The 7973-nt window shown below is 73.1% G+C and carries 7 protein-coding genes; 2 read left to right on the plus strand and 5 right to left on the minus strand.

Annotation, left to right across the window (positions count from 1 at the left end; genetic code table 11):
• Positions 1–35: 35 nt before the first annotated feature.
• Positions 36–944 carry a DUF3048 domain-containing protein gene (locus tag ACOV8S_RS08105; protein ID WP_448316987.1) on the minus strand — a complete coding sequence of 303 codons (909 nt, stop codon included), beginning with the start codon at positions 942–944 and terminating at the stop codon, positions 36–38.
• Between the two features lie 302 nt (positions 945–1246).
• Between ACOV8S_RS08105 and ACOV8S_RS08110 the strand changes: the two genes are divergently transcribed.
• Positions 1247–2437, plus strand: coding sequence for a zinc-dependent alcohol dehydrogenase (locus ACOV8S_RS08110; RefSeq protein WP_448316989.1), 1191 nt, complete (start codon positions 1247–1249; stop codon positions 2435–2437).
• Here ACOV8S_RS08110 and ACOV8S_RS08115 read toward each other — a convergent pair.
• On the minus strand, positions 2427–3497 hold the full coding sequence (locus ACOV8S_RS08115) for an ATP-dependent DNA ligase (protein WP_448316990.1): 1071 nt from the start codon (positions 3495–3497) through the stop codon (positions 2427–2429). The two genes, ACOV8S_RS08110 and ACOV8S_RS08115, sit on opposite strands and share 11 nt — an antisense overlap.
• A gap of 51 nt (positions 3498–3548) precedes the next feature.
• Here ACOV8S_RS08115 and ligD point away from each other — a divergent pair, with 51 nt between their 5' ends.
• Positions 3549–4559 (plus strand): non-homologous end-joining DNA ligase, encoded by a 1011-nt coding sequence (gene ligD / locus ACOV8S_RS08120; RefSeq protein ID WP_448316991.1) that lies wholly within the window; start codon positions 3549–3551, stop codon positions 4557–4559.
• Positions 4560–4699: 140 nt separating this feature from the next.
• Here the strand turns inward: ligD and ACOV8S_RS08125 are convergent, their stop codons facing one another.
• The 3 genes from ACOV8S_RS08125 to ACOV8S_RS08135 all read right to left on the minus strand — a co-directional run bounded on the left by ACOV8S_RS08125 (position 4700) and on the right by ACOV8S_RS08135 (position 7904).
• Complete coding sequence (locus tag ACOV8S_RS08125) at positions 4700–5485, minus strand: VOC family protein (RefSeq protein WP_448317395.1); 786 nt, start codon at positions 5483–5485, stop codon at positions 4700–4702.
• Positions 5486–5578: 93 nt separating this feature from the next.
• Complete coding sequence (locus ACOV8S_RS08130; RefSeq protein ID WP_448316992.1) at positions 5579–7318, minus strand: ABC-F family ATP-binding cassette domain-containing protein; 1740 nt, start codon at positions 7316–7318, stop codon at positions 5579–5581.
• 169 nt (positions 7319–7487) lie between these two features.
• Positions 7488–7904, minus strand: coding sequence for an SsgA family sporulation/cell division regulator (locus tag ACOV8S_RS08135; protein WP_448316993.1), 417 nt, complete (start codon positions 7902–7904; stop codon positions 7488–7490).
• Positions 7905–7973 lie beyond the last annotated feature (69 nt).

Consider the following 7973-nt stretch of genomic DNA (forward strand, 5'->3'; position numbering starts at 1 on the left):
CCCCCGGCCCGGCCCCGGCCGCGCCCGGCCGTTCCTCACCGCTCGGCCAGCACCACCCACACCTGGCCGTCCGCCGTGTTCACCGCGGCGCCGTCCTCGGTGGTGAAACGGGTGCTGTCGGCCGCGGTCGGCCGCTGCCAGCGCACCGGCCAGACCTTCCCGTCCCGCAGCAGGTCGGCGGAGCCGGAGCCCACCGTCTCGCTGAACGGCGTGGTGTTGCCCCCGCGGTCCCGGAACCCCGATTGGCGCACCGTCACGTACTGGACGACCACGGTCGGCGGAGCCAGCTGCCGTCCGCCGTCGGTGGTGGGGCGGCCGTCGGTCTCCACCAGCCAGCCGTGCCGCTGCGCGGACCAGGTGAAGGTGAACCGGGCCGCCGGGAAGCGCACCGTCCGCCGTTCCTCCCTCGTGCCGCCGGCCGGAGCCGGGCCCTCGTGGAAGCCCGCCGCGGCCAGCGCCGCCGCACCGGCGGGCGACTTCACCAGGCGCCCGGGCCGCAGGTAGAGATTGTGCGGGGCGGGATGGTCGTCACCCCGGTACCAGGCCTCCGGGTGACGCCCCGGGGTCTCCGCCCGCAGCGGCGCGGCCTCGATGAGCGGCCGCAGCCGGCTCTGCGAGCCGGAGTAGGCGAGCACCGGCTCGTCGAACTCGCGCAGCAGCCGCAGATCGGTCTCCCGGGCACTGCGCACCGGGCCCACCGCCTCGGGGAAGGCGGTGGAGTAGAGGGCCATCAGCCGGCTGAGGCCCGCCTCCACCTGCTCCGTGTAGACCACGTCGGCCTGCGCCAGTCCGGTCTGGGGCCTCGCCGGAAGCACGTTGTCGATCTTGACGGCCAGCACGCCGGAGGCCGCCGCCGGGGTGGGGGAAGGGTCGGTGTCCCCCTGACCGCCCGGAATGGTGCACCCGCCCGTCAGGGCGAGAGCGGTGATCGCGGCCGTGAGCACCGCTCTCGTCCCGGCCGACCGGCCGCCGGGGCCACCGAGCCACCCCGGCCGCGACCGCGGTCGTCCCCGTGCCCCCACCCGCTGCCGCCGCCAATTCCGCAGTCCCACGCCCACTGCCTACCGCCCGCCGATCCGTCGGTTTCGTCGGTTTCCCAGGGTGCACCGGTCCGTGGTGCTCTACCCTTCCGCGCCCTCCACCGCACCTCCGGTGGACGAACCGTGCCGGTTCGGCCGGTTTCGTGTAGGCCGTCCGGGTACCCGTCGCACGGACAGGAGCATGCGGAAGCAGGGAGTCCGACACGATGAAGGCAGTGACCTGGCAGGGCAAGCGGGACGTCCGGGTGGAGACCGTCCCTGATCCGAGCATCGAGGAACCCACGGACGCGGTCATCCGGATCACCTCGTCCGGACTGTGCGGCTCCGACCTCCACCTCTACGAGGTCCTCACCCCGTTCATGACCCCCGGTGACATCCTCGGCCACGAGCCCATGGGCATCGTCGAGGAGGTCGGGTCGGAGGTCACGAACCTGATGCCGGGGGACCGCGTGGTGGTGCCCTTCCAGATCTCCTGCGGCAGCTGCTGGATGTGCGGCCAGGGCCTCTACACCCAGTGCGAGACCACGCAGGTGACCGGTGAGGGCATGGGCGCCCGGCTCTTCGGCTACACCCGCCTCTACGGCGCCGTCCCCGGCGCGCAGGCCGAATACCTGCGCGTGCCGCAGGCCCACTTCGGACCCATCAAGGTGCCCGAGGGCCCGGCGGACGACCGGTTCCTCTACCTCTCCGACGTCCTGCCCACCGCCTGGCAGGCCGTCCAGTACGCCTCCGTCCCCAAAGGCGGCACCCTCGCCGTCCTCGGCCTCGGACCGATCGGCGACATGGCCTGCCGCATCGCCCTGCACCAGGGCGCGGAGCGCGTCATCGGCGTCGACCTGGTCGGCGACCGCCTGCGCCGCGCCCGCGAGCGCGGGGTGGAGACCTTCGACCTGCGCGACTTCGACAGCGAGAAGGAACTGGTCGCCGCGATCCGCGACGTCACCGGAGGCCGCGGCCCCGACTCGGTGGTGGACGCGGTGGGCACCGAGGCGCACGGCAGCGCCGTCGCCCGCCTCGCGCAGAACGCCACCGCGCTGCTGCCCAACAAGATCAGCGGCCCGCTCGCCGAACGCTTCAGCATCGACCGGCTCGCGGCCCTGTACACCGCCATCGACCTGGTGCGGCGCGGCGGGACCATCTCGCTCTCCGGCGTCTACGGCGGCATGGCCGACCCGATGCCCATGCTCACCCTCTTCGACAAGCAGATCCAGCTGCGGATGGGCCAGGCCAACGTGCGGCGCTGGACCGACGACATCCTGCCGCTGCTCACCGACGAGGACCCGCTGGGCGTCGACGACTTCGCCACCCACCACGTCCCGCTGTCCGCGGTGCCGGAGGCGTACGACATGTTCCAGAAGAAGCGGGACGGCGCCGTCAAGGTCGTCATCAACCCCTGACGCCCAGCACCTCCGCGAGGTCGTAGCGCACCGGCTCCTCCAGCTGGGAGAAGGTGCAGCTCTCCGGGGTGCGGTCCGGCCTCCACCGGCGGAAACGCGCGGTGTGCCGGAACCGCGCCCCGTTCTCCATGTGGTCGTAAGCCACCTCGACGACCAGATCGGGGCGCAGCGGCACCCACGAGAGGTCCTTCTTCCCCGACCAGCGGCTCGGCGCCCCCGGCAGCCGGGCGCTCTCGTGCGCGGCCGCGTCCCCCCACGCCGCCCAGGGGTGCCCGGAGACGTCGTCCAGCCGCAGCGGCTCCAGCTCCTCCACCAGCTCCGCCCGCCGCTTCATGGTGAACGCCGCGCACACCCCCACGTGCTGCAGCACCCCCTGGTCGTCGTGGAGCCCGAGCAGCAGGGAGCCCACCACCGGACCGCTCTTGTGCAGCCGGTAGCCGGCCACCACCACGTCCGCGGTCCGCTCGTGCTTGATCTTGAACATGGCGCGCTCGTCCGGCAGGTAACGCAGCGTCGGCGGCTTGGCCACCACCCCGTCCAGACCCGCCCCCTCGAACTGCTCGAACCACCGCCGCGCCACCTCGACGTCCCCGGTCGCGGGCGCCAGGTGCACCGGCGGTCCGACGTCGCGCAGCATCCGCTCCAGCAGGGCCCGGCGCTCTGTGAGGGGACGGCCGGTCAGGGACGCGTCGTCCAGCGCCAGCAGGTCGAAGGCGACGAACGAGGCCGGGGTGCGCTCCGCCAGGGTGCGGACCCTGGAGTCCGCCGGATGGATGCGCTCGGTCAGCGCGTCGAAGTCCAGCCGCCCACCGCGCGCGATCACGATCTCCCCGTCCACCACGCACCGCTCGGGCAGCCGCTCCCGCAGCGCGGTCACCAGCTCCGGGAAGTAGCGGGTGAGCGGCTTGGTGGTGCGGCTGGCGAGCTCCACCTCCTCGCCGTCGCGGAACACGATCGCGCGGAAGCCGTCCCACTTGGCCTCGTAGTGCATCCCCTCGGGGATCTTCGCCACCGACTTGGCGAGCATCGGCTTCACGGGCGGCATCACCGGCAGGTCCATGCAGCGATTCTGCGTGTGCGCGCCGCCCGGGGCACGCCTACCGTGGCACACATGGGTGACGACGCCGTGGAACTGGACGCCGCAGGACGCAAGGTACGCCTGTCCCACCCGGACAAGGTGCTCTTCCCGCAGAAGGGCTATACCAAGCGGGACGTGGCGCAGTACTACCTCGCCGTCGGGCCTGGCGTCCTGCGGGCGCTGCGCGAGCGGCCCACCACCCTGCAGCGCTTCCCGGACGGCGTCGAGGGGGAGTGGTTCTTCCAGAAGCGCGTCCCCAAGAACCACCCCGACTGGATCCCCACCGCGCACATCACCTTCCCCAGCGGCCGCAGCGCCGACGAGATGTGCCCCACCGAGATTGCCGCGGTGATCTGGGCCGTGCAGTTCAACACCCTGACCTTCCACCCCTGGCCGGTCCGCGGGAGCGACGTCGACCGGCCGGACGAACTGCGCCTGGACCTCGACCCGCAGCCCGGCACCGGGTACGCGGACGCGGTCGCCGCGGCCCACGAGCTGCGCCAGGTCCTCGAGGAGCACGGGATGCGCGGCTGGCCCAAGACCTCCGGAGGCCGCGGCATCCACGTGTTCGTGCCGATCGAGCCGCGGTGGACCTTCACCGAGGTGCGGCGCGCGGCGATCGCCGCCGGGCGGGAGCTGGAGCGGCGGATGCCGGAGCAGGTCACCACCCGGTGGTGGAAGGAGGAGCGCGGCGAGAAGATCTTCGTCGACTACAACCAGACCGCGCGCGACCGGACGATCGCCTCCGCCTACTCCGTCCGGCCCCGGCCGCACGCCCCCGTCTCGGCGCCACTGCGCTGGGAGGAGGTGGGGGAGGCCCGGCCCGAGGACTTCGACATCCGGACCATGGCCGCCCGGTTCGCCGAGGTGGGCGACGTGCACGCGGACATGGAGGACCACGCCTTCTCCCTGGAACCGCTGCTGGAACTGGCGCGGCGGGACGAGGCCGAGCACGGGCTCGGCGACCTGCCGTACCCGCCCGACCACCCGAAGATGCCCGGGGAGCCGAAGCGGGTGCAGCCCAGCCGGGCCAGGAAGGCCTGAGCCCTCCGCGCCGGAGCCTGTCCGCGCCGCAGTCTCTCCGCGCGGCAGTCTCTCCGCGCCGCATGTCCTCCGCGCCGCAGGCCCTCCCGGTGGGGCGCCGGCCGTCCCGTCCACCCCGGTGCGGCGCGGGCCGCCCCCGCTCACCGCTGCGGCGGCTCCGGGCGCAGGACGGCGAAGCGGGCGCCGTGCGGGTCGGCGAGGCGGGCCATCCGCCCGACGCCCTCCACGTCGACGGGTCCCAGGTGCACCGAGCCGCCCCGTTCACGGGCGCGGCCGGTCACCGCGTCGACGTCCGTCACCGCGAAGTACGGCAGCCAGTGCGTGCCGCCCTCCGCCGGGTCGTCCGCCGAGCCGACCAGGCCGCCGAACGTCGCGTCCTCCCCGGCGTCCGCCGGGTTGACAGCCGTGTAGACGCCGCCCGGGAAGGAGACGGCGGAGGTCTCCCAGCCGAGCGCCGAGTGGTAGAAGCCCGCGGCCCCCGCCACGTCCGTGGTGTGCAGCTCCACCCAGCACAGGGCCCCGGCCTCGCCGGTGACGTCGAGCCCGGTCAGCGTCCCCGGGCGCCACACGCCGAAGGACGCGCCCATCGGGTCGGCGAAGATCGCCATACGGCCCTTGTCCATCACGTCGTCCGGTTCCCTCAGCACCGCCCCCTGCGCCCCGCCGACGGCCACCGCGGTGGCGTCCACGTCGTCGGAGCGGAAGTAGACCGTCCACGACGGGGGAGCCGGGGAGTCACGCAGTTCCATGCCGCCCGCCACGGTCCGGCCGCCCGAGGTGAAGAACCCGTAGCCCCCGGCGTCCGGGCCGGCCGAGGCGAACTGCCAGCCGAACAGCCCGCCGTAGAAGGTCATCGCCACGTTGATGTCGGGCGTCCCCAGATCGACCCAGTTGGGGGAGCCGGGGACGAAGGCGGTGGTCAGCATCATTGCCTCACGATCGTCGGGGGAGCGCGGAGCGCGGCGTGCGCGTCGCGGGTACCGCCGAGTGTGCACCGCGCACCCCCGCCGACCGTGGAGTCACGGCCGCTCCAGGTCCTCCCGGGTGACCTCGGTCAGCTCGCCGTCGGCCATCAGCCACCGGGTGACGCCGATCGAGTCGAGGAACGGCAGGTCGTGACTGGCCACCAGCAGCGCCCCCTGGTACCCCTCCAGCGCCCGGGTGAGCTGCCGCACGCTCGCCATGTCCAGGTTGTTGGTGGGCTCGTCGAGCATCAGCAGCTGTGGCGCCGGCTCCGCGAGCATCAGCGAGGCCAGGGCCGCCCGGAAGCGCTCGCCGCCGGACAGCGACCCGGCGAGCTGCTCCGCCCGCGCCCCGCGGAACAGGAACCGGGCGAGCCGCGCCCGCACCTCGTTCACGGTGGCGGCGGGCGCGAACCGCGCCACGTTGCCCGCGACCGACAGTTCGTCGTCGAGGATGTCCAGCCGCTGCGGAAGGAACCGGGCCGGCACGTGCGTGACCGCCGCGCCCTCCACCGGCGCCAGTTCGCCCGCCAGGGTCCGCAACAGGGTGGTCTTGCCGGAACCGTTGCGGCCGACCAGGGCGACGCGCTCGGGCCCCCGCACCTCGAACACCCCGTTCAGGCAGGCCCCGTGGGCCACCCTCAGGTCCTCCAGGGTGAACACGGTGCGGCCCGGCGGTACGGCCGTGGCGGGAAGGTCGACGCGGATCTCGTCGTCCTCACGCAGCGCGAGCTCCGCCTCGTCCAGCCGCTCCCGGGACGCGGCGAGGCGCTCCTGGTGCATCGCCCGGTGCTTGCCGGCCGACTGCTCGGCGGCGTTCTTGCGCAGCCCCATCACGATCTTGGGCTCGCGCTTCTGCTCGTTCATCTTCTGGCCGTACTTCTTGCGCTTGGCCAACTTGGTCTGCGCCTCGGCCAGTTCGCGCTTCTGGCGGCGCACGTCCGCCTCGGCGGCGCGCACCGTGCGCTGCGCGGCCTCCTGCTCGGCGGCCAGCGCCTCCTCGTAGTCGGTGAGGTTGCCGCCGTACCAGGTGACCTCGCCGGCGCGCAGATCGGCGATCCGGTCGCTCAGCTCCAGCAGTTCACGGTCGTGACTGACCATGACCACGACGCGGGAACCGCCGCCCCAGCCCGCCACCGTGTCGTAGAGCCGACGGCGGGCGAAGACGTCCAGGCTGTTGGTGGGCTCGTCCAGCAGCAGCACGTCGGGGCGGCGCAGCAGCAGCGCGGTGAGCCGCAGCAGCACCGACTCGCCGCCGGACAGCTCGCCGACGGCGCGGTCCAGGCCCAGGTGGCCCAGGCCGAGCTCGCCCAGGGTCGCCAGGGCGCGCTCCTCGACGTCCCAGTCGTCGCCGACGGTCTCGAAGTGCTCCTCGGAGACGTCGCCGGACTCGATGGCGTGCAGCGCGGCCCGCTTGGCCTCGATGCCCAGCGCCTGGTCCACGCGGAGCGAGGTGTCGAGCGTGACGTTCTGCGGGAGGTAGCCGAGTTCGCCGGTCACCCGGAGGAACCCGTCGGTCGGGGCGAGCTCCCCGGCGATCAGTTTGAGCAGGGTGGACTTCCCGGCGCCGTTGACGCCGACCAGACCCGTGCGGCCGGCGGTGAAGGAGACGTCCAGTTCCTCCAGGACCGGGGTGCCGTCCGGCCAGGCGAAGGACAGGGACGCGGCGGTGACGGAAGGGGCTGAGGTGGTAGACACGTGGCCTCGCGGTGGTGTGATGCGGTCGGGTGATCGCGTATCGAGACACCGTGCCGAGGCCGGAAGAAGAGAAGGCCCTGCAGGCGGAGGACGGCTCATGACGTCCGAGGTCGCACACGCGACGCGAACAGCCCCGGGGTACGCGGGGGTGCGGCGCGGTGTCTCATGACCTCAGACGAGCAACGTCCTTCTCCGATCGACGGCAGCAGAAGCACCACCAGGGTAACCACACCGCCCGACGCGGGGCGAGTCGTTTTCGCCCGGCCCCTCAGAGCACGTCGCGCATCAGCTCGGCCAGGTCCTCGTCGAGGTCGAGGTGCAGGTGCTCGCAGCCGAACGGCACCACCGCGGCGGAGGCGGCGAGGAACCGGCGCAGCTCGTCGGTCGCCACGTGCACCACGGCGGCGCCCTCGGGGGAGTGGAACTCCAGCGCCGTACGCCCCTCCGCGTAGGGCAGCACCCGCACGTCCCCCAGACCGTGCGCGTCACGCAGCCCCTCGGTCAGCAGCTCCCGGGCGAACGTCCAGCACACCTCCACCCCCTCCAGGGTGGCCGGGCCCGGGAAAGTCATCCGCACCGCGAACGGATCGTCGGTGTCGTAGTGCAGCGTCGACGGGATCACCGTCATCCGCGGAACCGCGGCGACGAGACGGGCCTGTACCGGGTGCTCGATGACGGTGGACAAGACGGCTGCTCCCCTGGAAGTCGACTGACCGGACGCCGGGCTGGTCGGACCCGCGCAATGGAACAGAGG

The organism is Streptomyces sp. CO7, assembly GCF_053474865.1.

Coding starts and splice junctions, on each gene's coding strand:
- ACOV8S_RS08110 (WP_448316989.1), top strand. CDS start 1,247: ATGAAGGCAGTGACCTGGCAGGGCAAGCGGGACGTCCGGGTGGAGACC.
- ACOV8S_RS08115 (WP_448316990.1), bottom strand. CDS start 3,497: ATGGACCTGCCGGTGATGCCGCCCGTGAAGCCGATGCTCGCCAAGTCG.
- ligD (WP_448316991.1), top strand. CDS start 3,549: ATGGGTGACGACGCCGTGGAACTGGACGCCGCAGGACGCAAGGTACGC.
- ACOV8S_RS08125 (WP_448317395.1), bottom strand. CDS start 5,485: ATGCTGACCACCGCCTTCGTCCCCGGCTCCCCCAACTGGGTCGATCTG.
- ACOV8S_RS08130 (WP_448316992.1), bottom strand. CDS start 7,318: ATGAGCCGTCCTCCGCCTGCAGGGCCTTCTCTTCTTCCGGCCTCGGCA.